The sequence below is a fragment of the Desulfitobacterium dichloroeliminans LMG P-21439 genome, from assembly GCF_000243135.2.
GTDB lineage: Bacteria > Bacillota > Desulfitobacteriia > Desulfitobacteriales > Desulfitobacteriaceae > Desulfitobacterium > Desulfitobacterium dichloroeliminans.
On record NC_019903.1, the window covers coordinates 1,524,323 to 1,549,760 of the forward strand.

Genomic DNA, 25,438 nt, shown 5'->3' on the forward strand with positions numbered 1-25,438 from the left:
CTGGTCAAAGGAACGGAGGGGTTCATACTGAGGGTCGTCAGTTGACGACCTCACGCACGTAATCTATCTAGTGTGGATCGTTGGTGCGATTACCTTCTTTTTGATACCTATGATTGATAAACAACCGATTCGATGGGGAAATCAGGTATCATAAAACATGATGTAAAAGCCGGTTAGGGTGTGGAACTAATTCCACTCTAACCGGCTTTTTGGGTGGGGTGAGAAACCATTCAATATTAGTTATAAGGGAAAGGAATCAATATATTTCGATAGCTTTTCCAGACTAACAGTCAAGTTCCTTTTTGATTTATAAGATTTAGATAAGATATCATTGTCCCGTAATTTACTATAGATTCTCGCAACAGTAACTCGTGATAGACCCGAAAAGGTAGCTATGTCCTCTTGAGAGATATTCAAAATATATTTATTATCAGAGGTTTTAATCCCGTGATCAATACATAGATGGTATAAAGATTTTGAAACTCGTTGCTCGGGAGAAAGATTGTAGATATCCAAAAGGTGATCTACAGAAATTTGGGCTTTCAACATGATTGATTTAATAATTAAATCTTTAAATAGACTACTTTCTTCAGTTAAATATTTAATACAGTTATTATCAAAATAGTATAATACTGATCCAGAGTGTACTTCTATCTCTAAATTTGATTTATGATTGTTCAGAAAGGGAGCTTCACCAAAAGTACATAAAGGTTTCATAGTAAAAATTATTAATTTATTACCTTGCAGTGACATTACTCGAGCGTTTGCTTTACCTTTATATAGTAGATACATGCCGTTAGCAAATTCGCCAAAATGGATGAAAATTTTGTTATTAGGGCAAATGATTTTACAACCTGTATCTTTCAATCGGCTCAATTCAATTTCTGATGCTTGTGTTTGTGGCTGATCGAAAAAACTAATAATATGCGAAATGGATGTAGATTCAGTTAACATGAAATAAGCCTCCCCTATAAGCAATATAATTAGTTCAGGCGTATCTAAGAAGCAATAGGATACCAAAATGTGAAAGTGAGTTCAATAACTTAATCGGTTGTATCATCTCCTCCTCTCTAGGAACAGGAAGATTAGCAAACTAAAGTTCACAACATGTATCTACAGATACAGTATTCTGTATATTAAAAAACTATAATCATCATAACATAAAAAATATGACATGCTTGTAATTTATATGGACACGCAATAATAAATTTTGCTATTCAATAGTGTTATATCAAATAAGGGAGGGAAATCATATGGAAGTCGAAAAAATAACTTGCGATGTTTTATGTGTAGGGGGTGGTATAGCAGGCTTGATGGCCGCGATTGAAGCCGCAGATAATGGGGCGAAAGTAGTAGTAGCTGAGAAAGCTTATACCGAACGAAGTGGCGCTGGTGGCATGGGCAATGACCATTTTCATTGTTATATTCCAGAAGTTCATGGCGATTATAGTGAATTTGCCAAAGACCTATATTACGGTCAAATGGCGGGAAAAATTTCGGAAATTGGCAAGGAGGCTGCTGACTTTTGGTTTCAGAATACTTTCGATATTATTAAACTCTGGGACAAATGGGGTATTCCCATGAAGTATGAAGGCAGATATGAGTTTGCCGGACATAGTTTTAAGGGACAAATTCTTAACCATCTGAAGTATTCCGGTGAAAATCAGAAACCCGTCTTAACTAAACAGGCTAGAGAGCGGGGCGTCACAATAATCAATAGGGTAATGATTTATGATCTGATTAAAGACGAAAATGGAGTTGTCGGAGCTCTGGGTATAAGTACTCGGGAAGATAAGTTATATGAATTCGATGCAAAAGCTGTTATTTTAGCAACCGGGTTAGGCACCAGAATGTATCCAAGTGCTACACTACATGATTTTAATAGACCTTTCCCTGCAACAAATACTTGTGACGGAAGAGCAATGGCTTATAGAGCAGGTGCGGATCTAATGAACATTGAACTGACTTCTCGTCACGCTGGTCCCAAATATTATAATCGAGCCGGTCAAGCCACGTGGATAGGCGTCTTAAGGAATAGACAAGGCAAACCGGTAGGACCGTTTATGACTGAACCAGATCGATACTATAGTGATATGACAACCGAGGTAAATAAGAGTATTTTTGCTGATTATATAAAACAAGGTAAGGGCCCTATTTATATGGATGGTCGAGGCATGTCTAATGATGACCTTGCTTATGTGAACCATTGGCTTCTGCAAGAAGGCAATGGAGGTTTACTAAATCATCTGGAAGAAGAAGGCATAGATCTAAGAAAGCATCCAGTAGAATTTATGACCTTTGATATGTGTTGCTGGTCGGGAATTCCTTACAATAAGAATGGTGAGACTTCGGTAGAAGGTTTATATGCAGCTGGAGATGAGTCCATGGGTGGAATATCGTGTGCTGCTGTATTCGGTAGATCGGCGGGTAAAAATGCATCCGTATATGCTGGACGCAGAACAGCAAGTAAATCAAATGCCTTGGAAAAATCAACGAGTATGGCGAAAACTGAAATCGAAGAGTTAAGAAAACGTAAAGAAGGCCCTAAATGGCAAGAGACTAGCCAAGCCTTACAACAAATTATGCGAGATTATGCAGAAAGTGTTCGGTGTGAGGATGGACTGCAAGCCGGTCTTGTGAACTTATATCGATTGAAAACAAAAGCCCATGAGCGCCTCGTAGCCGAGAATTCACATGAACTGATGCACTGTTTAGAAGTATTTAATCTAATTGATATTGGCCAACTAATATTTACCGGTGCTTTGGATCGCAAGGAAACAAGAGGTGCCAATCATATTAGGCCGGATTATCCAATTACGAACCCTATTTTAACGGGTAAAGCCCATTTGGCTAGAAAAAATTATGACGGTAGCCCAATGTTTGTCTGGAAATAAATTGGAGGCTATTATTGAAAGGAGATGGTCGTATGCCACCGATCATTAATAAAGAGATGTGTATTTCTTGCGGAAAGTGTTACGATGTTTGCCCACATGATGTGTTTTATAATTCAGTTGAAGGAGAGGTGCCGGTAGTATCTTACCCTGAGGAATGTTGGCATGAAGCAGCATGTGTTGCTGAGTGCCCGGTGGGGGCTATTAAGTTAAGGACACCATTGCAAATGATGATAAGCTATATGGAGTAATAGCGAATTATGGTTATAGTATAGTTGTCAAGCTCTCTAAGTCTTGGATTTGGAGAGCTTTTTTGTTTGGGTATATTCAGAGAGTCTTTAAGTTGAAAAACACATGGAAAAACTTTAATTATGTGTATCCATAGATACAGTTTTTGCCATAGAACAAATTTATAATTTAAATAGGGATAACTAATACCTTTGAAAGGTGAGGTGAGGTTTTATGCCGCCCGTAATCGACCAGAATAAATGCAATAAGTGTGGCATATGTGCGCAAATTTGTCCACTGGATGTAATCAGGGTCGAAATGAAGAATCAGGAAAAGGAAATGGTTGTCAAGTATCCTGATGAATGCTGGTACTGCAGAGCGTGCGTAATTGATTGCCCAAAAGAAGCCATTAAAATTAGATATCCATTGTCCCATATGATGTTGCATATGGAAGTACCAAATGCTTAGGAGGTGATAAATAATGCAAGTCAAGGTTAGAAAAGATGTTATTAAATCAGATGTGCTGATCATAGGCGGCGGTATTGCCGGACTGCAAGCAGCAATTGCGGCTGCTGAAAAAGGTGCGAAAGTTATCATTACTGAGAAAGCAGATACTCGCCGTTCAGGAAGTGGCTCTACCGGCAACGATCATTTCATGTGTTATATTCCGGAGTACCATGGCAATGATTTCAATGAAATTATACTTGAGTGTTCGGAAACTTTAGTCGGCCCCATTCAGGATTTTGATTTATTCAGGCTCATGATGGAGCGTTCCTTCGAGCTGGTGCAAAAATGGGAATCCTATGGCATTAGTATGCGACCTACAGGTAAATGGTCCTTCATGGGTCATGCTATGCCCGGACGAAGAAGATATCATTTAAAATATGACGGACATGATCAAAAACCATGTTTGACAAAGGAAGCCCTGAGACAAGGCGCCAAAATAATGAATAAAACACCTATATGTGAATTATTAAAAAATGACGAGGGGCGTATTGTTGGTGCTATCGGTATTAATATTGCTGATGAAGAGCCTGAAGTTGTTGTATTCCAGGCAAAATCAGTAATATTAGGCACAGGTGACTCGCCAAGGCTATATCCGGGTCCTAACCCCGCATATCCGTTCAATACTGCTTTCTGTCCCGCATCCAGTGGTAGTGGTCAGGCGATGGCTTTAAGAGCAGGAGCACGTCTTGTCAATTTGGATCTTCCTTATAATCATGCGGGCCCTAAATATTTTGCTCGTTGTGGCAAAGCTACCTGGATAGGTGTGCTGTCAGATATCAAGGGTAAGCCGATTGGTCCGTTTGTTTCCCAGCCAACTCGCGAATTAGGCGATGTTATGGCGGACATCTGGCCGGGTGTTTTCAAGGAGAAAATGGATGATGGAACAGGTCCCGTGTATATGAATTGTTCCGGAACAAGTGATGATGATCTGGATTACATGATGAAAGCATTTGCTTCGGAAGGCGATACTTCACTTGTCGATTATTTTGATCAATATAATCTGGATTTGCACAAAGATATGTTTGAATTCACTACTTATGAATATACCCTTACTGCCCGTGGCCCCGACATTGGCTTAGATAGCAGTACAACAGTTCCCGGTCTTTATGCGGCAGGTAATATGACAGGAAACGTTCGTGGGGATATCACAAGTGCTGCTGTATTCGGTCAAATTTCCGGAGAAAGTGCCAGTGAATATGCCAAGACGGTGGGGGACTATGATGTTAGTAACCATCCTCTCGTTACGGAAAAAATCGAACTATGTAATAAGGTCTTGGGCAGAGAAGTAGGTGCTCACTGGAAAGAAGCAAACTCAATGCTACAGCAAATAATGAATGACTATGTTGGCATGAAGGTTCGCTCAGAATCACTTATGAAAGCTGGATTAAGCTATGTACGCGATTTAAAACGATACGCTCATGAACAGTTAATGGCTGAGAATGCTCATGAGCTGATGAGGGCTCTAGAAGTATTTGATTTAATTGAAGTGGGCGAGGCAGTAGCTATTTGTTCTGAAAATCGTAAAGAGACCAGAGGCACTCACAAACGCACAGACTTCACTTACACAAATCCACTGCTGAATAATAAATTCCAAACTATTGAATTAACTAAAGACGGTTTTAAAACTGAATTCAGAAATAAGAAGCGATAGTATTTAGTAAGGGCAAGATTGTTGTTAAACGTATTAACATACGCATCTTCTTGCCCCATTTATCTCACCACATCTTAATATTAAGATTTAAGATCAATGGATGAAGGGAGATGATTAAGATGGCACTATGGAGTGAATTAAATGAACTAAAGAATTCACTTAGTGAAAAAGAGTTTAAGAACGAGAAAACGAAAAGAACTATCGGCTTCTTTCTGGGTCCCATTTTATTCCTTCTACTTGAGTTTGTTATCGCTCCACCGTCTGGGTTAACAGATATCGCTTGGCGTTGTTTGGGAGTTACCTTATGGGCTATTGTATGGTGGGTTTGTGAGCCTTTTGCCGTACCAACTACATCTCTGTTAGTTATTCTGTTACTTCCTATTTTGAATATTCTTCCCCCGGAAAAGGTTTATCCGAATTTAGGACACACGGCTATTTTCATGGTAATCGGTGCATTCATTTTGGTAGAATCTCTAGGGGCGTCTGGGTTAGGAAAAAGGATAGCCCTATGGACTGTCACTAGGCCATCGGTTAATAGCGTCTGGCGTATGGCGATAGCAGTTTCACTTGTAACAATGATATTAAGCTCTGTGATGCCCAATATACCAGTAACTATTCTCATGATTAGTCTAACCATACCCTTGCTTGATAATTTGGGTGCTCCGTTTAGAGGCAAATTAACCACTTTACTTTTGCTAAGTACTGCCTTTCCATCAGTTATCGGTGGAATTATAACTCCGATTGGTGCGACTGCGCCTAACTTTCTCTTGATTGGCGTTACTCAAAATGTGTTGGGTACAAGTATTCCCTTTGGGCTTTGGTTTATTACTTGTCTACCCGTTGCCCTTTTGATGTTTGTAGTTATGTTGGCACTTTTCGCAGTCTTCTTTAAAAAAGAAGCGTCTAATGCGATGGACATTGATGCAGCAAGGGTAAACATTGTCCAGGACTATAAGAATCTAGGTAAAGTCACTAGAAGAGAATTGTACGCTGGTATTGCCATTGTTTTAGCCTTGATTTTATGGGTGATACCCGGTATGGCAACGATGACTCTGGGAGCTCAAAATCCCACGACTTTAATACTTAATAAATATTTGAGTATGGAAAAAGTTGCTTTGCTGGTCGCGTTGCTATTGTTAATCGTTCCACTCGACTGGAAAAAACGCGAATATACGATTGGTTGGAAAGATGCCTCAAAGGCTGTCGATTTTGGATTATTGATTTTTATTGCCGTAACCTTTACCTTACCAGCTGCTTTTACCGAGACTGGTCTGTTGAAGTACATTACAGGCATTCTACAAGGAGCAGTTGGTGATTTGCCCACAATTATGGTGGTTTTTATACTGGTGACCATCGTAAGTCTCTTAAGCCAATTAGGCTTGCAAATGCCCTTGATTGCTCTATCCGTACCGATTACGGCAAGTTTAATCGGTGCTATCGGAGGAAATCCATTGGCGGCAGTTCTTGCTGTGGGTATGGCAGCGGTTGGAGGTACCTACTTAATTCCAATTAGTACGCCTGTCCACATGGTTCCATTTTCCACAGGCCGGATTCCTATGAATGACTTTGTTAAAGCTGGCTTACCTTTCACAATTGCTTGGGTTTTTGCGCTTGCTTTTATTATGTACCCACTCGCTTCGATGATTATTAAGTTTTAATGAAGAATTGACGTGTTGCTAATGAAAAAAAATGACTATGGATACGCGATAATAGTTGGTGGGTTTATTGTTTGGCTTACCGCTTGGGGAACGTATTCCACATTTGGTGTTTTTGTCAAACCGATAATTGACCAATTCGAGTGGGAGCGGGCGGATATTGCCCTAGCCTATTCCCTATCGACTATAGTGCAGGCAATCTGTGCTTTGGGAATGGGTAAGTTAACTGATAAATTAGGCCCACGTCTAGTTGTTACAGTATTCGGATCATTCTTAGCCTTAGCATACTTATTGTTATCAAGGGTCACGGTTTTATGGCAATATCAATTTGTGTATATTTTTGTGGGTTCAATCGGGCTTAGTACTGCCACAGTTCCTATTATGACAACCATCGCAAGATGGTTTGTTAAGAATCGGGGGACCGTCTCAGGTATTGTCCAATCCGGAATGGGGATAGGCGGTTTAATATTTTCTCCACTTGTCGGCTGGTTAATCGTAAATTATGATTGGCGAACCGCCTATCTTATCCTGAGTTATATTTCTCTGCCGTTGATAGTAATATCTGGGTTACTCTTGCGCAGGGATCCGGGGAGATTGTCTAACTCTCAAGGTGAAAATAGAGAGAAATCAACAATAAACCAAGATGCTAAAAAACCGCTGGAAGTAGGTTTATCATTAAGAAGAGCGATAAGTACCGGACAATTTTGGATGATTGCCGTAATGTTTTTGAGCTTTGGATTTTGTAGATGTACCTTTTTAGCGCATACAGCTACCCATGTCCAGGATTTGGGTTATTCTTTAACCGAGGGAGCCAATGTAATGGCAGTTCTCACTTTTTCAAGTATCATTGGCAGGGTAGGAGTTGGTTTTTTGGCTGACAAAATTGGTTGTAGGAATGCCTATTTTATTAGTTTCTGTACTATGGGAGTTGCTTTAATTTGGGGTGGGTATACTCGACAGTTGTGGGGGTTATTCCTTTTTGCTACATTATTCGGAATTTCGTGGGGAGGTCAGGCTGTTTTAAGGTTTACGTTTTCTGCAGAAATGTTCGGTTTAGTCGCTTTAGGTGTTATTACAGGGGTCTTGGGTCTTACGGAGGCTAGTGGGGCCGCGTTTGGGTCGTTTTTTGCGGGGTATGTTTTTGATCTAGTAGGTAGCTATGACATAATGTTTGTTTTGGGTATAGTGCTATCTGTGTTAGGCGGAATAATGTCTTATTTCATTAAGCCTATCAAGATAAACTAGTGGAATTGATCTCGAAATGTCTGCTAATAGGGAGCAATAGATGACTGATAATCAAAACAATGGTTTCCCTTCCCTTTATATATAAGGGAAATATAAAAATTATTAAGGGAGAGTGATACCTATGCCTCCAGTAATCGACAAGAATAAGTGTATTTTGTGTGAAGAATGCGCACAGATCTGTACTATGGATGTGTTTGGTCCGACAGTACCTGATGAAGTTCCCGAAGTTCGTTATCCTGATGAGTGCTGGCATTGTAATGCATGTGCATTGGATTGTCCGGTAGATGCTATCACATTAAGATACCCATTACCGTTGATGCTGCTGTCAGTGAATTCAGTCAAGTGAAAATTTAGGGGGTGCTAAAATGGTGGAAACTAATAAACAAATTAGAGAATGTGAAGTATTGGTAGTGGGTGGTGGTATAGCAGGTCTGATGGCGGCCATCGCTGCAGCTGATAATGGAGCAAAAGTAATTTTGGCTGATAAAGCAGACTCAAGACGTAGTGGCTCCGGTGCCACTGGTAATGACCATTTTGTTTGCTATATTCCAGAAGTTCATGGAGCCCCGGAAGGTTTCCTGGCTGAATATCAACAGAGTATGGTTGGCGGAAATGCTGATGTTTCTATTCAAATGAAGTTTATCAAACGGACTTTTGAGTGTGTTAAGGATTGGCATAAATGGGGTATTGACATGAGACCCCATGATGAATGGGAATTTAATGGGCATGCATTCCCGGGCAGAATGAGAATCTTTCTGAAATATAATGGCGAAAATCAAAAAGGCGTTTTAACGGAGCAGGCTCTTAAGCGTGGTGTTATAATTGAGAATAAAACACCCATAACCGAGTTTTTAACTAATGAAAATGGCAAGATCATAGGAGCAATAGGTGTTGATATATCAAAGCTCGAGCCTGAAATCAAATTGTTTAAAGCAGACAGTGTAATTTCGGCAACAGGGCAAGCTGTTAGATTATATCCTTCTATTACAGGGGGTATGATGTGTAATACTGCTTTTAGTCCGGCCAACGCCGGGACAGGTCGTGCTGCAGCGTATAGAGTTGGAGCAAAATTAGTCAACTTGGAAATACCAAATACCCATGCAGGCCCTAAATATTTTGAGCGTGCGGGTAAAGCGACGTGGATAGGTGTATTAAAAGATTCTTCTGGTAAGCCGGTTGGCCCATTTGTTACAAAGCCCACTAAAGAGTATGGGGATATAACAGCTGATGTCTGGCATTCTGTATTCACCGAAAAGAACCAAAATGGAACTGGTCCTGTGTTTATGGATTGTTCTGAAACAGCACCTAAAGATATGGAATATATGATGTGGGGTCTCAAGTGTGAAGGAGATACTTCCTTAATAGATGCCATGGAAAAACAAGGTATTGATCTCGGCAAGAGTATGGTGGAGTTTACTAAATACAAACCGTTCCTGATTGGCAGAGGTATTCAAATCGATGAAAATGGTTCAACCAATGTCGATGGCCTCTACGCTGCTGGAGATGAAGTAGGTAATTTTAGATGTGATATTGCCGGTGCTGCGGTAATGGGAAGAATCGCCGGTGAACATGCTTCTGCCCGTTCGAAAGGGCAAATTGTTTCTTATGATATTGAAAACCATCCAACAGTCAAAAAAGCACAAGAGTTCTATACTAAATTGATGACTCGTGAAGAGGGCTCTCCGTGGAAAGAACTAAACATGGCGGTGCAACAAATTATGGATGATTATGCCGGTGTTACGTTCGTTCGTTCGGAAACACTATTGTCATCTGGTCTGGAGTATTTAAGACAGTTAGAAAGTAATGCTAAGAACTCCATGACATGCAAAGATTCTCATGAATTGATGAGAGCACTGGAGTCCTTCGATTTGTTACTAGTGGGTAAATTGGTTATGAAAACTGCAATGGAAAGAAAAGAAACTAGGGGTATGCACAAAAGATCAGACTATACCTTTACCAATCCATTGCTTAACGGGATGTTTATTACGATTCAAAATGAAAATGGAAGCTCAAAATTAGAATGGAGAAAAAGCTACTAAAAAGAACTTTTCATTTGTAAGATTAAACATTAAGTGTGGACGTAAATCTGGCAGCTAATTTCAAATTTGCAAATAGCGCTATTTGGTTTCTTATGAAGCTGAAGGGCGCTTTTTTTTGGATTGAACATAAAGAACCGCTTTGTTCAGCGGATATCAGCGAGGCTGGCGAAATTGCATTAAAGTCACCAAGTATGATGCTGGGGTATTATAAGAACCCGAAGGCAACCCATGAAACCCTCCGTGACGGCTGGCTTTTAACTGGAGATGTCGATGTGAATGATGTAGTTGGTTATCTATGGATGTGCTTATCTATGGATGTCGCTTATCGTGAAGTGGGGCACTGTAATAGGAATTCAATCCGTAATTGGAAAGGTACAAACTGCTTTTAAGAATCTTTCTGAGAACTCATCAGAGATTAGTCAGTCAATAGTAGAAGCCAAGGTCTCGGTCGGTGTTAGGTTTGATTAAGCGAAGGGTAAGCCATTGTCAAGGAAGCGAATAAGAGGACTTTGAGCCTTGAAGGAGAAATATCAATATAGATCGTGATTCTAATGAGATGAACGAAAATTGGCATAACGCAGGGAAAGGAAAGTTCAAATGAGCGAACGTGAATGCGGTCATGGGTGTGATCATGGAGGTAATCATGGAGGTAATCATGGGTGTCAATGTGAGGGACACACATCCTGTGTCTCCCTAGTACCGATATTTAATCATCTTGAGGATGAGCAGATGGCTGAAATCACGGAAGCGGTTCATTCAGCTTCCTACAAAAAGGGCGAGATTGTTTATCGAGCCGGGGATCAATCGGATTCACTCTATATTGTCAGAACTGGAAGAATCAGAATCTATCGTTTATCTGAATCAGGAAAGGAACAATTGGTGCGTTTTCTGGGCCCAGGGGATTTTACAGGTGAACTGGCATTGTTCAGTGAGTCTATTCATGAGTCCTATGCTGAAGCAGTGGAAAACACAGAGGTCTGCTTGATAACTCGCACGAATTTGCAGCAATTCCTTATGAACTACCCTTCAATTTCTTTGAAAATGCTAGCTGAGTTCTCTAGCAGGCTGGAAAAGTCGGAGAAGCAAACCACAAGGGTTTCGACTGAGAAGGTGGAAACTAGACTTGCCCTTTTCTTGGCCGAGTGTATCCATAAGGAGGATTCGTCCATGGAGTTTGTGCTACCGATGAGTAAAAGGGACTTGGCTTCCTTCCTAGGCACAACGCCGGAAACAATCAGTAGGAAATTAACGGAATTTGAAGACGCAGGATATATCAGACAGAAGCCCCATCGGAAGATAGAAGTTCTTGATTTAGATAAACTGCTCCTAGTATAGTGACAGGCGATTCTATAGATTATCTACTGGGAAAGATAGAAATAATAAAAATACCAAAGGAGCACGTTAAATAATATATTTGCGTGCTCCTTTGGTATATCAATAGTGGACGTGATAATTAAGGGATAGGATTGATTGTGATTTGCGGACTTTGTTTCTTCTGCTTTTCAACATTCTTCGGACTTTTTTCTCCCATTTTGCATACCTCCTAGGCATTATTGAACTGGTGTAGTCCAGAATTACCTCTAGTATGCCTTGTAAGAGAAAATTTTATACACATTGGGGAAAACATCTTTTAGGTACTCAAAAGCATGCGATCATCATCCAAAGCGTTTTGGCTTTGTTGAGAAAAGAGCTCCAATAAGCGGGGAACCGTCATATCTTCCCGCTCCTTGCCCGAGATATCCAGAAGGATTTTTCCCTGATCCAACATGATTGTGCGGGTTCCGGTTTTGAGGGCGGTTTGAATATTGTGAGTGATCATCATGGTGGTGATCTGATCCTGACTGACGATGTCTTTGGTAATCTCCATAATCTTTTGAGCAGCGGCAGGATCTAAGGCCGCGGTATGTTCATCAAGGAGTAACAGCGATGGTTTGGCAATGGTGGACATGAGCAGGGAGAGGGCCTGTCTTTGACCGCCCGAAAGCAGTCCGACCTTGGTCTTAAGGCGATCCTCAAGTCCCATGTCCAGTTGGGCGATTTTTTCACGGAAAACCTTCACATCCTTGGGATGAACACCCAGACGCAGGCCGTTTCTGCTGCGGCGGTTATAGGCAAGGGCTAGGTTTTCCTCAATGGTCATATCCGGTGCCGAACCTTTCAGAGGATCTTGAAAGAGCCGCCCAATCCTGGCGGCACGCTTGTGTTCAGCCAGATAGGTGATGTTGTCCCCTTGGAGAAGAATTTTACCGCGATTGAGCCAAAATGTACCGCCGATGGCATTAAACAGGGTGGATTTACCGGCCCCGTTAGAACCGATGAGAGTGATGAATTCACCTTTTGCCAGAGAGAGGCTGACTCTGTCTAAGGCCACATGCTCATTGGGTGTGCCTGCTAAGAAGATTTTGGTGGCATTGCTAATTTCAAGCATCCAGTTCCACCTTCTTTCTCATGTTGTGGAGATCAAGATGCTTTTTGAGCACAGGTAGGGCTAGGGCAATGATGACAATCACCGCCGAAACGACCCTGAGCATGTAGGCAGGAAAGATGCTCGACTTCAGAGCGGCCGCGATGATGAAACGGTAAATAAGGGAACCGAATATAGCGGAGATTAGCCCAATAGCCAATGAACGACGGCCAAAAATCGCCTCCCCGATGATGGCCGAAGCCAGACCGACCACCATAATGCCAATCCCGGAGCTGATGTCGGCATAGCCCTGATACTGGGCGAGCACCGCACCGGCTAAGCCGATACAGGCGTTGGAAATAGCCACAGCAAGAATTTTCATAGCATCCACATTGATTGAGGAAGCCCTGACCATATCCTCGTTATTGCCGGTGGCACGGATGCAGAGGCCCAGGTGGGTCTTAAAAAACCAGATAAGAATCAAGGCACAGAGAACACAAAAAATAAGGGGGACAAGGGTCTTGAGGATTTCTTTGCTGACCGGCAACCAAGCTATTTGCGTAAACAAGCTGTCGCTGCCGATTAAGGATAGATTGGAACGGCTGCCGAGAATATAAAGGTTGATACTGTAAAGGCAGCTCATGGTGATAATGCCGGCGAGGATGGGGTGGATCTCCAACTTGGTTTGCAGGAGTCCCGTCACAGTTCCCGCCGCGGCTCCGGCCACGATAGCTAGTAAGATACCGAGAAAAGGATGCCCGGCCAAGGTCAGGACAGCCGAGACAGCGAGGCCGAGAGTAAAACTCCCATCAGCAGTTAGATCGGGGATATTCAGGATGCGGAAGGAAATATAGATGCCCAGTGCCAGCATGCCGTAGATGAAGCCGAGCTGAAGGGAACCGATCAGTAAAGTCATATTCTTACCTCCTGCGCGATTGAAAGGTGGGGGGGTTAGTCGATTATTTTAGCGCTATCTAGTACGTTTTGGGGAAGAGTAAGCCCAAGGGCATGCGCGGTGGACTTGTTAATGACGGTGGTAAAATCTGTGACGACTAGGGATGGAATCTGGTCGATAGGGGTACCCTTCAAGTGCTTTTCCGCCATTTCGGCGGTGATGGCGCCAATCGTAATGTCGTCGATACTGACCGTAGCGAAGGCACCGGATTGAACCATTACGGCTGAGCTGCCATAGACTGGAATTTTAGCATTTTTGGCGATTTCAGCTACCTGAGGCATGGCGCTTTGAACCATACTATCATTGGGAATGAAAAAGGCATCGACTTGATTAACTAAGGATTCCGCAGCCTGCTGTACTTCCGAAGAGGAGGTAATGATGACCTCTTTATAGTTTAATCCCACTGAATCCAGGTAGTTTTTGGCGTTTTCAATCGTTGTCACCGCATTGATTTCGCCGGTATTATAGATCAAGCCATAGGTCTGGCGGTTGGGAGTCAGCTGGTCCGCAAGTTTGAACATTTCACTGACGGGGATGGCGTTGGAGGTGCCGGTGGCATTTTTATCCGGAGTGTTCATATCGGTAATGATCTTGGCGCCTACCGGGTTGGAAACCGAGATGTAGAAGACAGGGATACCGCTGTCCATATTGACGATGGCTTGGGTTGCCGGTGTGCCGATGGTCACAATCATGTCCTTCTTTTCCTCGACCATCGTTTGCATGATGGAATTAAGGGTAGCGGTGTCCCCGTTAGCGTTTTTGTAGTCAATCACCATTCCCTCTTCTGAATAACCGAGCTCGCGCATCTTATTGGTAAAACCTTCGCGCATGTCCGTAAAAGCTCCGTTGTCGGCGAGCTGAACTAAGCCAACCTGGATAGCATCTGATGAAGCCTTGCTTTGGGGAGTTGTTTCCGAACTGCAACCTACAGCTGCGAGGAGAAGAATAGAGATTAGGAACCCGATAAGTGTTTTTTTCATTTCTTTCCCTTCCTTTCACTTTTCGCCACGGAGTGGATAAGTCAACTACCCTTCTTATGGAGTTAAAACTCCGCCAAAAGCTAGTTTCCTATATGTTGGTTTTTATGAGAAGCAAAGGCTTAAAAAATAATAAAAGCCTGTCCTTGATCGGGATCATCCTAAAAAGGATAATCCGAATCAAGGACAGGCTTAAGCCTGCGGTGCCACCTTGCTTGGTAATATAAAAATATTACCCCACTCTTCCAGAGTGCCAACACACCCCTGCCTGATAACGCTGGCCTGCGTCGCACTATACTAGAAAGCAAAGGCTTTCGTTCCCTGCGCCCTCAGTAGTCCATTTGCCGTACCGCTTTCTGCTGAGTTCCCAGCCCTCTCAGCTCTCTGTAAGTGCGCTTAACGGTTTAATTTCTACTTCAACAGTTTTCACTACATTAGCACGGTGGAAAATTCTTGTCAAGATTTTTTTTAGAGCTTGTTGCCCTGGATTGACCAATATCGGTTATGAGAAAGAGTAATCAGATGCGAAAGCGCTAAGTATTTTGGGGAAAATGTCGACATATAGATAAAGAGGCTAAATTAGTAAGCATAGATATTTTTCAGAGCCTTGAAAATATAGGCAAAAAATATAAAACATATGCAAGGGATGTTTTATATTCGTGAAACTATGGATATTTTGACGAGGTTAAATATGGATTATTCAACATTTTGGGGAATGCTCCTCATTGCAATTGGCGGAATATCATTTGTTTATGGCTTATACGCCACAAATGGAATCTTTAAAACGGCGATCAATAGGTTATTGATGATTATGTGCTGTGCTCTATTAGTTTGGTCTTTAGGCCTAGCAATTACTGCGGCAGCGAATAATAAAGAGATTTGTATGATCGGCTATTTGGTTGCTCCTTTTGGCTGGGGGCCCATGTCGGGCCTGCTCTTGCATTTTACCCTCTTGCTAACTGAGCAAGAAAAGCTCTTAAAGAAATGGTGGATCTATCCAGCACTCTATTTGCCGGGGCTGGTGATGATTTATGCCTTTACGATACTTCCGGCCATGGGTCTTTACCCCGACGATTTCATTCATACCTTATACGGATGGGTTCCGGTGGTCAATTATGATGTATGGGATTATCTTTTTTATGCCTATTACATAAGCTTCACAATTACAAATCTGATTCTGTTGCTTTCAACGAGAATAACCTCCCCAGATAAAAGCAAACGGACTCAAGTGACTTGGTTGGCAATCTGCTATATTATTGCCTATACACTTGGAACGCTGTCAGATGTTGTCTTCGGGTATTTGGATATTACAATTCCTCGTCTTTCAACTATTTTTTCTCTCATACCTATCGGAGCGATCGCTTATTCTGTCATGAAATACGGACCATTGAGTCGCAAACCTGCCACCCAAAGTGCGGCATTTCGCACTGATCATGCCCATAGCAATGTGTACCGGGTTATGAGCTTTGGCTTTGCGATCGGGAGTATTCTGAATATCATCAGTCAAAAGTTGCTATACCAAGAAACGGGTTTGCCTGACATTGATAAGTTTAGTGTATTTTTGATCTTTGTAGCGATTATAATCCTTTTGATTAACGAGCTCAGAATCAACAGTTTACTGAAAGAAATGTCAATGGCCATTGTCTATTCGATTATTATTCCTTATATGACTTTAAGATTTGTCCAGTATGGAAGTATTACCATATGGGCTTTTGTATTTTTGTTATTTATTCTTTGCTTAATCTATAATAGGCGAATCCTGTTGATCACGATTACCATGTCATCTTTGATGACCCAAGTACTGGTTTGGGCGATATCTCCCCGTGTATTGGTGGAAGTGAATGTTGCGGATTATAGTGTAAGGCTTGGTTTAATAGGGCTTTCGGCTATTCTGACTGTTTTTGTAAACTCCATCTATGTTGCGAAGCTTAAAGAGAATTTTACTTATGACGAAAAACAGACCCTGTTAGCGGAGATTTCGCGAGATTTTATCTCTGCCGAAGAGTGGAATAAGGATGAAATACTCCATAATCTATTAGAAAAATGCAGTATTTTTATTAAGTCTGAGCGGGCCTATATCATTGTATTTGAACAAGATAAGGGGAAATTACACTATTCTTGTGAGTGGTTGGCAGATGGAACAAGATCGTTTCTGAAGGATTTTGAAAATTTAAGTTCAGATATACATCGGAAGTTGTTTGAGCAGTTCGAATCAGAAGGGGTAATGAAGCTTCCTGATGCGAATCTATTACCACCCATAGCCGGAAAGTTTAAAAAGCTGCTTGCGGAGCAAAATATTCGAGGTATGGTCAATTTACCCGTAAGAGAAAAGGGAAAGATCATAGGAATCATGGGCTTTAATTCCTCAAGGCCCTTAAGGGAATGGAATTTGGATTCCAGTGATTTTATGGAGATTGTTGCCAATGTTGTTTCAGATATGCTGCTGAAGATTAAGGTTGAGAATAGAAATAAATTTCTTGCCTATCATGATCAACTTACTCGGCTACCCAACCGCATTTCATTTAAGGAACACTTAGATGAGGTAATCAAACAAGCAAGTATAACTAGGAAAACCCTAGCTGTTGTTTTCCTAGATATTGACTCGTTTAAAGCAATCAATGATACCATGGGCCATGATCTTGGCGATACGGTTCTTTATGAAGTCGCCCAAACAATATCGGATAGCATCCGTTATTGTGATGCAGTTTCTCGTTTCGGTGGAGATGAATTTGTGATTATCCTCAATGAGATATCCGGTCAAGATGATGTGGAAAAAATCATGGATGGGCTTATGACTGCAATTAGCAAGCCGCTCAATATACGGGGTCAAGAATTTTATGTGACTATCAGTGTAGGCTGTGCTCTGTATCCAGAGGATGGAGAGGATTCTGAGACACTGATTAAGAACGCTGATACCGCTATGCACCATGCCAAAGGGCTAGGCAAAAACCAATATTTAATGTGTACCCAAGCTATAAAAGATCAGGTTGAAGAACAATTAGTGCTGACGAATCATCTGCACCGAGCCCTCGAAAGAGAACAGCTTGTAGTTTATTACCAGCCTCTAGTTGACATGACAACAAAATCTATTGTGGGCTTTGAAGCGCTGCTTAGATGGTCGCTTCCCGAGCGAGGGATCATAAGCCCTGGTCTATTTATTCCAATAGCAGAACAAACGAGGCTGATTAATCCAATCGGTGAATGGGTTTTGGAAACGGCCTGTCGGCAAAATAAGCTTTGGCAGGAAAAAGGATTTTCCGGACTGCGGATGGCTGTTAATGTATCCGTAGTTCAGTTGGGTAACCCAAATTTTGTGCAGCAGGTCGAAGCAATTTTGAAGAAGACGGGCTTAGCCCCAAAAGATTTAGAACTGGAAATTACCGAAAGCGCTGCGAGCAATAATGTCGATAATATTGTTTCTATACTAGCGAGCTTGAAGGCACTTGGACTCACTTTGTCCATCGATGATTTTGGTACGGAATATTCCTCCTTAAGTCGTTTGAAGGTTTTGCCTATCGACCGTATAAAAATGGATATGCAATTTGTGCATGGTATTGAGGGAAGTGAAAAGGACCAAGCCATCGTCAAGGTGATCATAAACCTTGCCAAGAGTATGAAGGTCAAGGTTATCGCCGAGGGTGTCGAAACAAAGATCCAGCTTGATTTCCTAAGTCAATTGTTGTGTGACGAGGTGCAAGGCTATTATTACTACAGGCCGATGCCGGCTGAAGAGATTGAAGAAATTTTAGTCTCGAAAAGCCTTGTCGATTCTGAATGAAGGACTTCTCAAGAGAATGCCACAAAAGCACCCTGATTCGTCAGAGTGCTTTTGTTATCTTGCTATGTATTTCAGATGGGTATTATTAGAATTACCTTATAAAACAGATTCCATGGTTGCAACAGGTGCATTTTTACGGACGCTCTCAATTCCATTTAGGCAACTAGCTTTCGCTTTATATCCTTCGGATGTAGCAATAATTTCACCGTTTCTTGCCTTGAGACGAAAACGAAACTCGCCTGCCTTATCTTCATACATTTCAAACTTAGGGTTCACAGCGGGTTTGACAGGTTCCTCAGTTAAGTCCTCATAATTAGCAATGGGTGCGTTAACTTTTACACTTTCAACACCATTTAAACAGGATTTTTCGGTGGAATATACCTCGGAAGTTGCAATTGTCTCTCCATTACCTGCTTTTAAGTCGAACTTAAATCCAGTAGATGTCTTCTTAACAACAAATTTAGCCATAGGTAAACCCCCTTCTAAAATTCTGGTTTCTTCACTATTTTAACACAGAATTACAAAAGGGTATATTATATTCATCGGAAAGGAGAAAATTTTCTGTCTTTTTGTAGTATAATCATATTCATGAGGGCGGAGTGAGCTATAACGATAGTGTGGTCGGTTTGAGGATTGATTACAAGGATGAAGAGGCCGAAGGGTAAATTTGAGAAAGAGAGCGGCGTTTTTGCATCATGCAAAAACGCCGCTCTTTTTAGATTTTATTATTAAAATGCGATTTCCTATAATCACTTATTTTAACTTTAGATATTTTTCTTCGAACTTATGAAGAGTTTCATGTAATTTCTCATGGGTTCCTTCGCCCATGACCTCTTCTTCAAACTCTTCAAACTGAACAAGTAGTTGCGTTTGCACGTCCATCGGTATTTTCTGATCCCCCATGGGAAATAGCACGGAGTTTTCCTTTTCGATGTGCGCGCGCATCAAATTGATGTAGCCTGTCGCTGCTTCTGTAAATAAGTTCCCAAGGGATGAGCTGTTTTCGGTGGATTTTCCCATTTCGGCAATATACTGTCTGCCTTGATTGTGCTCTACTAGCATCTGTCCGATCGGTCCTCTTTCGTTAGGTATGCCGACCTTCTCCATGGCCGGGAACATCAGACCTTCTTCTTTTCCATGGTGACACTTGTCGGCAAACAAACGTAGGAAATGAACCATTTCATCAATATCCTTGGTGTCTACCGTGCCTGACAGCTTGAACGTGTTGACCATTTGCTCCAGAATTTCAAGTCCGAAGAGAATACCTTTGTGTTCGTCCCTTAAATCTTCACTGGCATACATCATTTGTTTAGCCTCCTTGTTATTTGGTTTGGTTTCATCGCTCGCTAGGCTTCCTTAAATGTTATTTCACAATAGTCGGTCGATACATAATTATACCATACAGGCTATCTATTATTCTAACATCAATTTCCGTTGTTGGTGTCAGACAATTATTCAATCAACCAGTTCCTGTTCCCAGAAAGTGCAGGCCATCTCGTATAAAGGAGAACGACCCACTGAATTAGGAGAAAAGCAGAAGCCTCACACGGATAACTAATCCGATGTGAGGCTTGGCTTACTTGTTTGGATATATTCATTTAGGAACTAGCAACATTTGGGAAAGCCTCAGTGTTAAACGCAGGTATAGCCGCCATCAATGGGTAAGATTACCCCCGTTACATATGAGGATTCATCGGCCGCTAAGAAACAGGCGGCTGAATTCAATTCACCGACGTTTCCATAACGTTGAAGTGGGACAGTTCGCTCCATATAAGTAGTGAATTCTGCTGTTTTCAGAGTATCGGTGGTTAGTTCAGTTGCAAAATAACCTGGGCAAATACAATTAACTGTCACACCGCGAGTAGCCCATTCAGCTGCTAAAGCACGGGTAAGATTAACAACACCGCCCTTAGCTGCATGGTATGCAGAAGCTGGGGCAGCGGAATTACCGACCATTCCATACATAGACGATATGTTGATAATGCGTCCATAGCCTGCTTCGAGCATCACTTTACCAAATTCCCGAGCGGTGCGGAAGACACCGGTGAGGTCGATGGAGAGGTTGTATTCCCATTCTTCATCTTCCATTTTTTCAGCAGGGACCATCGTTCCGACTCCTGCATTATTAACAAGAATATCGACTTTACCAAACTTGTCTAAAGTAGCTTGAACAGCACCTTTAACAGAATCTAATTGAGTTACATCGCAAACAACAGGATGGACTGTAACCCCATATTTGCTTTCGATTTCTGTGGCGACTTTAAGCAATTTATCTTCACGGCGAGCAAGTAAGACAAGATTAGCACCTTGTTCAGCCAAACCATGGGCCATTTGGGTACCTAATCCGCTTGATGCTCCGGTAATGACAGCGACGCGACCTTTTAAATTAAACATATATATTGCTCCTCCTAAATATAATAATTGTGAAACGTCGTTTCATTTCTAATCTCTTTATTTATAGTATGCCCTAAAACAGTGCAAAAGACAACGACTTTGTAATAAAAAGAACTATTAAAATTAGTCTGAATTAACAAATTATATCTTCAATATATTTAAAAACTATGTTATGATAATTTTAAGAATTGACTGAATAAACTTTATAATCAGGGAGGAATGGATATGGAATCGTTAGCAGTAGCATATGTTTTAAAATGCAAACAAGAAAAGATGAGCGAGTTATCTTCAGGGAATGCGTATGAAGAAGAAAACCTCAGAAAAGAAATTTCAAACCTCCAAGAGCTTTATAAGGAAGTGTGCGAAAATTATTAAACCGGCCATTGAATTTAAATAAGAAGGGTAATTCTTCGACAACAGACGTCTTAGAATTACCCGTTTTTTATTGTGAAGAGATCTCACCCTTGTGTATATCACTAATTAGTGATATAATTTTCCCAGGAGGATGGATCATGCTATATAAAACAGAGGATAAACCGGATTTAGCTCTTCTTATTGCTTTAAGCAGGTCGACACAGGCAGTGCACAGGCGATCAGCGGTTATTTTCAAGGAAAGCGATATGACTTTAGCTCAGTTCGCCGTGTTGGAAGCCTTGTACCACAAAGGAGATATGACGATTCATCAAATCATTGAGAGCGTACTTTCGACAAGTGGAAACATGACTGTGATCATCAACAATCTTGAAAAAGAGAACCTGGTCCAACGCCATGCGAATCCCTCGGATAAGCGGTCATTTTTGATTGCAATCACTGAAAAGGGAAGAGAAAAAATAGCAACAACCTTTCCAAAGCATCTACAGGATCTGAAGAAATGCTTCTCAGTTTATACCGAGAATGAGAAGGAACAACTTATTCGGTTGCTTAGAAAAATCAAGTAATAAGAATAACCATAAGACGGGGATTAATATGCGATGATGAAACAGGCATCTATAAGATGAATTAGAAAAAGAAAGGGATGGACAGAATGAGTGAATTAAGAACAGTGCAAAAGATTACTAAAGGTGTACAGGCTGTAGATGGAGCTGGGGTGAAGCTCGTTCGTGTGATTGGAAATCGTGACACGAAAGATTATGATCCGTTTCTGATGTTAGATGCTTTCGACTCAAGTAACTCAGACGATTACATTAAAGGATTCCCCTGGCACCCCCATCGAGGGATTGAAACCATAACCTACCTGATTCAAGGTGAAATGGAGCACAGTGACAGCCTTGGCAATAAGGGAGTCATCAGAGATGGAGATTGTCAATGGATGACTGCGGGATCCGGGATCATTCATCAAGAAATGCCTAAGCCGGCAGAACGGATGCTGGGAGCACAACTCTGGCTAAATCTGCCCGCCAAAGATAAAATGACTCCACCGCAATATGGGGATATAAAAAGCAAAGATATCCCTGTCCTCGAGAAAAACGGCAATAAAGTCCATGTCATCGCCGGAGATTATCAGGGAACCCCTGGCGCCTTTGCAGGGAAGCATGTGCAAGCAACCTATCTTGATGTAGAGGTCCTGCCAAATAGTGAATGGTATTTGGATAGTGAAGAGGATTGGACACTTTTTATCTACATCGTTCAAGGTGCAGGTAAGTTTGAACCAGACAGTGAGACAAACATACTCGAAAAGCAGGCTGTCTTGTTCAGCGAAGGGCGCAGATTCTGGGTTAAGGCAGGGGATAGCGGAATCCGCTTCTTGCTTCTCACAGCTAAACACCTCCGCGAACCGATTGCCTGGGGTGGCCCCATCGTCATGAACACAAAAGAAGAACTCAATCTGGCCTTTAAAGAGCTAGAAGAAAAAACATTTATCAAATAAAGACTAGAATACGACTAGGAATCCCTTAGAACCAAGGTTCTGAGGGATTTTTTTTTAATACATCTTGACGTTGTATTTAGTTAGCAGTATATTAGAGATAAATTCCCTATACCCCAGGGGGGTAAAATCCAAGCTACAAACGATAAGATAAATGGCGGAAAAGTGTAAGAGGAGGCGGAGTTTGGATGTCGGCGTATATCTTAGAAAAGCTATGCCTTGGCTGTCAACGCTGTGTTCGCGCCTGTCCACAAGACGCAATTCAAATGGTCGCGCATATGGCAAATGTCAATCCTGAACAATGTATAGAATGTGAGGAATGTGTGGAAGTATGTATGCAGGGGGCAATCACTTTCCGAGAGGATGAGAGAAGAGATATTGGCTATGGATGATAATCAGCGAAGAATGCATGAGCATAACCTCCTGAGGCTACAGAAGGAGTTAGACGATCTTCGCTCCCGTTGGCCGGCTCATTCTGTCAAACCCGAAATGGTCAATCAACGAGAAGAATTAGAAGAAGAAATAGCGGACCTGAGGAAGCGATTGAAAGAATAATAAAACGAAGAGGTGAAAATGATGATAAAAGTAACTGAAAGAGCAGCAGAGATGCTTGAAAGTTTGATGACAGGACAAGACGACTTGGGAATGAAGTACCTGAGGATTTCCATGGGTGGCTATGGCTGAGGCGGCCCCAATTTTAAATTAGCTCTGGATGAGCTAAAGAATGAAAACGATATCATGGTTGAATCCCAAGGAATTAGGGTTGTTTATACGTCCACATTTGAAGAATATCTATCTGATTCGGTTATCGATTACGTGGACGACTTCTTCGGCCGAGGCTTTTATGTTAGAGGGTCGGGACAATCCTCTTGTTAGTGAGGATGGCTTAGTTTACAATTACCGCTAAATTGTGAATAACTTAAATGTTTTATGTAATAAAAACCCTTATTTACGAGGGTTTTTATTTTTTTATTATTATAAGAGAATTTTTAAAAGAAGTAATCATTATTAGAAATAATAAGAGGAAATATGAACTATTTGGAGAATCTACAATAATAAATATCAATATTTCGACAATTTCATATAGCCTTTAGCCTTAACAAAAATAGTATGGTGTGGAGGGATGTGAGTATGCAATGAAAAAGCTTGTACTTATTGTCGCGATTCTTTCTTTAAGTTTTGGTTTGCTGTTACTTACAAAGCACCCAGCTTTAGGCCTGGATGGACCGGTCTTCTGTGGCAGTTGCCATGTCATGGAAGAACAAGTTGAAACCTATTTGCATTCAGCTCATCGCCTAGGAACGAAGTGTGGCGATTGCCACGTGCCTCACAGCTTGGTTCCCGGAGCGATAAACAAGGCCTACACAGGGACGAAGGACTTTATTGGGGTGCTTAGGGATAAAGATCCCTACACAATTGAGGTAAGTCCACTTGGTCAAGACATTATTCAAGAAAATTGTTTACGGTGTCACGGTGATCTTCTTCATATGGTAGGCGATACCAAAAGGGATGGAGGAAGGTTCTGTTTTGACTGTCATCGCGATACTCCCCATCTAAATTAAAAGGAGGTAAAAGGTATGGAAAAGAGATCTTTATCCGGAAAGGCTTTAGGGGTGATCATTTTTTTGATCGTGGTTTTGGTAGGGAGCATTGCCACCGTCATCTATATCTTTGACTCTAATAACCAAAAGCTGAAGACGGAGCAAGTAGGCCAAATTGCCGCAGATGAAGTAGATCCTGCCGTGTGGGGTCAATATTATCCTGTGCACTATCAGACCTATCTGCAAAATGGTGAAAATACGGATATGCCTTCTCATTTTGAGACTAAACCCTATATGAAGCTTTTATATGCAGGCTTAGGTTACTCCAACGAATTCAATGAACCAAGGGGTCATGTCTACACCCTAGAGGATATTCGGGCGGTTGATTCCTCCAGATATAAAGTCGGAGCCTCCTGTAATACCTGTAAATCAACCCAAATACCAGGACTCATTGAAAAGTATGGGGCAGATTATTATACATCTTCTTTTGAAGAGATCAATTCACAGCTAGAATATCCTATCGGCTGCTTGGATTGTCATAACCCCGAAACTATGGAACTCAGGATTTCCCGTCCCGCATTGATCGAGGCCTTTGAAAGGCAAGGAAAGGACATCACCCAAGCAACGAGACAAGAAATGAGGTCGTTAGTGTGTGCTCAGTGCCACGTTACCTATTATTTTGAGCCTGACACCAAAAAAGTGATGTTCCCCTGGGACAAGGGAGTAAAAGCTGATCAGATCCTCGACTATTATGATGAAAAGAAATTTAGCGAATGGAAACATCCTGATGCTGATACAGGATTGGTAAAAGCCAGACATGCTGAGTATGAAGTTTTTCAGGGAAGTACCCATGAATCGGCCGGGCTTGCTTGCGCAGATTGTCATATGCCTTATATGAAGATGGGCAACACCAAGGTCAGCTCACACTATTGGACAAGTCCTTTGAAAAATATTGAAGAAAGCTGCGGCGTCTGTCATCGCGAAGGTGCTGAGTGGTTAGAGAGTCGGGTCGATGATATCCAAGCTAAGACCAAGGAAATTCAGGATATTGCCGGCGAAACCATGGTGCAAGCGGTCGAAGAGATTGCCCTTGCTCGCCAGACACCGGGTGTCAACGCGGATTTGCTTGCCCAGGCCCAGCAAATGCACCGTGATGGTCAGTGGTATCTGGATTATGTCATGGTAACGAACGGCTATGGCTTCCATAATCCGATGGAGTCCATGAATAATCTCGGCAAAGCGATTGATTTTGCCCATCAAGCTATTCAGTTAGCGAAGGATGCGGCAATTAAATCCCAATAATTACAGA

26 protein-coding genes are annotated in these 25,438 nt (G+C 41.8%); 19 read left to right on the forward strand and 7 right to left on the reverse strand.

Annotated elements, in window-relative coordinates; translation table 11 throughout:
- Positions 1-240: 240 nt before the first annotated feature.
- Entirely contained in the window at positions 241-954 is a 714-nt protein-coding gene (locus DESDI_RS17295) for a Crp/Fnr family transcriptional regulator (protein WP_015261981.1), read from the reverse strand.
- A gap of 299 nt (positions 955-1,253) precedes the next feature.
- On the opposite strand from DESDI_RS17295, the gene DESDI_RS07240 reads away from it, so the two are divergent.
- The 10 genes from DESDI_RS07240 to DESDI_RS07280 all read left to right on the forward strand — a co-directional run bounded on the left by DESDI_RS07240 (position 1,254) and on the right by DESDI_RS07280 (position 11,551).
- On the forward strand, positions 1,254-2,894 hold the full coding sequence (locus DESDI_RS07240) for an FAD-dependent oxidoreductase (protein WP_015261982.1): 1,641 nt from the start codon (positions 1,254-1,256) through the stop codon (positions 2,892-2,894).
- A 32-nt stretch (positions 2,895-2,926) separates the two neighbouring features.
- Positions 2,927-3,142, forward strand: a complete 216-nt coding sequence (locus tag DESDI_RS07245) for a 4Fe-4S dicluster domain-containing protein (RefSeq protein WP_015261983.1) — start codon at positions 2,927-2,929, stop codon at positions 3,140-3,142.
- 211 nt (positions 3,143-3,353) lie between these two features.
- Positions 3,354-3,587, forward strand: a complete 234-nt coding sequence (locus DESDI_RS07250; RefSeq protein ID WP_015261984.1) for a 4Fe-4S dicluster domain-containing protein — start codon at positions 3,354-3,356, stop codon at positions 3,585-3,587.
- A 13-nt stretch (positions 3,588-3,600) separates the two neighbouring features.
- A complete protein-coding gene (locus tag DESDI_RS07255) occupies positions 3,601-5,277 on the forward strand; it encodes an FAD-dependent oxidoreductase (RefSeq protein WP_015261985.1) in 1,677 nt (558 codons plus the stop codon).
- Between the two features lie 110 nt (positions 5,278-5,387).
- Entirely contained in the window at positions 5,388-6,935 is a 1,548-nt protein-coding gene (locus DESDI_RS07260; protein WP_083879853.1) for an SLC13 family permease, read from the forward strand.
- Between the two features lie 21 nt (positions 6,936-6,956).
- On the forward strand, positions 6,957-8,177 hold the full coding sequence (locus DESDI_RS07265) for an MFS transporter (RefSeq protein WP_015261987.1): 1,221 nt from the start codon (positions 6,957-6,959) through the stop codon (positions 8,175-8,177).
- 121 nt (positions 8,178-8,298) lie between these two features.
- Positions 8,299-8,523 (forward strand): 4Fe-4S dicluster domain-containing protein, encoded by a 225-nt coding sequence (locus DESDI_RS17605; protein WP_015261988.1) that lies wholly within the window; start codon positions 8,299-8,301, stop codon positions 8,521-8,523.
- 19 nt (positions 8,524-8,542) lie between these two features.
- Positions 8,543-10,216, forward strand: a complete 1,674-nt coding sequence (locus tag DESDI_RS07270) for an FAD-dependent oxidoreductase (protein WP_015261989.1) — start codon at positions 8,543-8,545, stop codon at positions 10,214-10,216.
- Between the two features lie 92 nt (positions 10,217-10,308).
- Positions 10,309-10,605: an AMP-binding protein gene (locus DESDI_RS07275; RefSeq protein WP_083879891.1), complete on the forward strand. Its 297-nt coding sequence runs from the start codon at positions 10,309-10,311 to the stop codon at positions 10,603-10,605.
- Between the two features lie 208 nt (positions 10,606-10,813).
- A complete protein-coding gene (locus tag DESDI_RS07280) occupies positions 10,814-11,551 on the forward strand; it encodes a Crp/Fnr family transcriptional regulator (protein ID WP_015261990.1) in 738 nt (245 codons plus the stop codon).
- Positions 11,552-11,846: 295 nt separating this feature from the next.
- Here the strand turns inward: DESDI_RS07280 and DESDI_RS07285 are convergent, their stop codons facing one another.
- The 3 genes from DESDI_RS07285 to DESDI_RS07295 are packed head-to-tail and all read right to left on the reverse strand — an operon-like array spanning position 11,847 to position 14,555.
- Positions 11,847-12,644 carry an ABC transporter ATP-binding protein gene (locus DESDI_RS07285; protein ID WP_015261991.1) on the reverse strand — a complete coding sequence of 266 codons (798 nt, stop codon included), beginning with the start codon at positions 12,642-12,644 and terminating at the stop codon, positions 11,847-11,849.
- Positions 12,637-13,536 carry an ABC transporter permease gene (locus DESDI_RS07290; RefSeq protein ID WP_015261992.1) on the reverse strand — a complete coding sequence of 300 codons (900 nt, stop codon included), beginning with the start codon at positions 13,534-13,536 and terminating at the stop codon, positions 12,637-12,639. Before DESDI_RS07290 ends, DESDI_RS07285 begins: the two co-directional genes overlap by 8 nt.
- Positions 13,537-13,571: 35 nt before the next feature.
- Positions 13,572-14,555 (reverse strand): ABC transporter substrate-binding protein, encoded by a 984-nt coding sequence (locus DESDI_RS07295; RefSeq protein WP_015261993.1) that lies wholly within the window; start codon positions 14,553-14,555, stop codon positions 13,572-13,574.
- Positions 14,556-15,243: 688 nt separating this feature from the next.
- On the opposite strand from DESDI_RS07295, the gene DESDI_RS07300 reads away from it, so the two are divergent.
- Complete coding sequence (locus DESDI_RS07300) at positions 15,244-18,330, forward strand: EAL domain-containing protein (RefSeq protein ID WP_015261994.1); 3,087 nt, start codon at positions 15,244-15,246, stop codon at positions 18,328-18,330.
- A 96-nt stretch (positions 18,331-18,426) separates the two neighbouring features.
- Here the strand turns inward: DESDI_RS07300 and DESDI_RS07305 are convergent, their stop codons facing one another.
- The 3 genes from DESDI_RS07305 to DESDI_RS07315 all read right to left on the reverse strand — a co-directional run bounded on the left by DESDI_RS07305 (position 18,427) and on the right by DESDI_RS07315 (position 20,724).
- Positions 18,427-18,798 (reverse strand): YegP family protein, encoded by a 372-nt coding sequence (locus tag DESDI_RS07305; RefSeq protein ID WP_015261995.1) that lies wholly within the window; start codon positions 18,796-18,798, stop codon positions 18,427-18,429.
- A 285-nt stretch (positions 18,799-19,083) separates the two neighbouring features.
- Positions 19,084-19,635, reverse strand: coding sequence for a hemerythrin domain-containing protein (locus DESDI_RS07310; RefSeq protein ID WP_015261996.1), 552 nt, complete (start codon positions 19,633-19,635; stop codon positions 19,084-19,086).
- Positions 19,636-19,962: 327 nt separating this feature from the next.
- Positions 19,963-20,724: an SDR family NAD(P)-dependent oxidoreductase gene (locus tag DESDI_RS07315; protein ID WP_015261997.1), complete on the reverse strand. Its 762-nt coding sequence runs from the start codon at positions 20,722-20,724 to the stop codon at positions 19,963-19,965.
- A 225-nt stretch (positions 20,725-20,949) separates the two neighbouring features.
- Here DESDI_RS07315 and DESDI_RS17865 point away from each other — a divergent pair, with 225 nt between their 5' ends.
- The 8 genes from DESDI_RS17865 to DESDI_RS07345 all read left to right on the forward strand — a co-directional run bounded on the left by DESDI_RS17865 (position 20,950) and on the right by DESDI_RS07345 (position 25,431).
- The gene (locus tag DESDI_RS17865) at positions 20,950-21,099 is read left to right on the forward strand and encodes a hypothetical protein (protein ID WP_015261998.1); all 150 of its coding nucleotides are present in this window, start codon (positions 20,950-20,952) and stop codon (positions 21,097-21,099) included.
- A 137-nt stretch (positions 21,100-21,236) separates the two neighbouring features.
- Positions 21,237-21,662 carry a MarR family winged helix-turn-helix transcriptional regulator gene (locus DESDI_RS07320; protein ID WP_015261999.1) on the forward strand — a complete coding sequence of 142 codons (426 nt, stop codon included), beginning with the start codon at positions 21,237-21,239 and terminating at the stop codon, positions 21,660-21,662.
- 86 nt (positions 21,663-21,748) lie between these two features.
- Positions 21,749-22,591: a pirin family protein gene (locus DESDI_RS07325; protein ID WP_015262000.1), complete on the forward strand. Its 843-nt coding sequence runs from the start codon at positions 21,749-21,751 to the stop codon at positions 22,589-22,591.
- Positions 22,592-22,776: 185 nt separating this feature from the next.
- Positions 22,777-22,980: a DUF362 domain-containing protein gene (locus tag DESDI_RS18050; protein WP_015262001.1), complete on the forward strand. Its 204-nt coding sequence runs from the start codon at positions 22,777-22,779 to the stop codon at positions 22,978-22,980.
- On the forward strand, positions 22,973-23,143 hold the full coding sequence (locus DESDI_RS18055) for a hypothetical protein (protein WP_015262002.1): 171 nt from the start codon (positions 22,973-22,975) through the stop codon (positions 23,141-23,143). The genes DESDI_RS18050 and DESDI_RS18055 overlap by 8 nt, the downstream gene beginning before the upstream one ends.
- A 169-nt stretch (positions 23,144-23,312) precedes the next feature.
- Positions 23,313-23,495 (forward strand): hypothetical protein, encoded by a 183-nt coding sequence (locus tag DESDI_RS17870; RefSeq protein WP_156801126.1) that lies wholly within the window; start codon positions 23,313-23,315, stop codon positions 23,493-23,495.
- A 229-nt stretch (positions 23,496-23,724) separates the two neighbouring features.
- A complete protein-coding gene (locus DESDI_RS07340) occupies positions 23,725-24,150 on the forward strand; it encodes a NapC/NirT family cytochrome c (protein WP_015262004.1) in 426 nt (141 codons plus the stop codon).
- Positions 24,151-24,165: 15 nt separating this feature from the next.
- A complete protein-coding gene (locus DESDI_RS07345) occupies positions 24,166-25,431 on the forward strand; it encodes an ammonia-forming cytochrome c nitrite reductase subunit c552 (RefSeq protein WP_015262005.1) in 1,266 nt (421 codons plus the stop codon).
- Positions 25,432-25,438 lie beyond the last annotated feature (7 nt).